The organism is Priestia sp. P5_B4 (genome assembly GCF_056400385.1).
The window spans coordinates 1-851 of the sequence record NZ_JBFULJ010001240.1; the positions used below are offsets into that span (position 1 = coordinate 1).

At 39.1% G+C, this 851-nt stretch carries 2 protein-coding genes; both read left to right on the forward strand.

Translation table 11 applies throughout. The features are described 5' to 3' along the window. The coding region (locus AC1DRF_RS30200) for a sugar-binding domain-containing protein (RefSeq protein WP_477742597.1) at positions 1-364 on the forward strand (364 nt) is incomplete at its 5' end. A 5-nt stretch (positions 365-369) separates the two neighbouring features. After that, complete coding sequence (locus AC1DRF_RS30205; RefSeq protein ID WP_162214440.1) at positions 370-693, forward strand: hypothetical protein; 324 nt, start codon at positions 370-372, stop codon at positions 691-693. Positions 694-851: the final 158 nt, after the last annotated feature.

Here is an 851-nt window from a genome sequence, read left to right on the forward strand (position 1 = left end):
CATTTTAGATTTAGGCAAACAAGCCAATATTGCCGTCTTTACTACGGGACCCATTAAAACCGATTCGCTGCTTTTTCAGCTTGGCTACTTTTCCGAACAAGATGTAGAGATGATTTCCTCGCGAGCAGTAGGAGACATTTGTTCACGTTTTTTTGATAAAGATGGACAAATTTGCAATGAAAGCCTGGATGAACGGACGCTTGGACTTGATCTGGAAGAACTAAAGAAGAAAGAGTACGCCATTTTAGTAGCGGGCGGGGATCAGAAAATTGACAGCATTTACGGAGCACTGCAAGGGAATTTTGCAAATGTGCTCGTTACAGATCAGTTCACGGCGCGCTTTTTGTTAGATAAACAAGAGTAAGGGAGATGAAGACGCTGTTTTTTCAAGAGCAAAAGCTTCATCGGATTGAAATAGTAGAAGATATTGTATCTTATTCGGCGTCATCTCTGCAGGCGCAGCGAAACCGGTATCCTTTTCAAACAGACATCTCAAAAGACGGAGTGATTGCCAAAGGAACCACGGGCTATATCATTAAACGGTGGGGAAAAATGTACTTCTCCCCTGATGCTAATCAAAAAGGAATTGAACGGTTTACGCCGCCTGATCAGCCATACGTATTAATTCCTTATAAAAAGGTAAAGAATAAGTACCGAATCATGTTGTCATTTGTGATAAAAGCTGAAAAATAAGGGAAGACTTCCGAGTGCGGAAGTCTTTTTTTATTCACTAAAACAGCAGCTATAAATATTTTTGAACAAATGTAAATATATATGTTTACAATTGTTCAAAGCTATTATATAGTAAGGGTGTAAGTTGTTGAAAACGTTTTAGTGGATGCACAATATGC

Coding starts and splice junctions, on each gene's coding strand:
- AC1DRF_RS30205 (WP_162214440.1), top strand. CDS start 370: ATGAAGACGCTGTTTTTTCAAGAGCAAAAGCTTCATCGGATTGAAATA.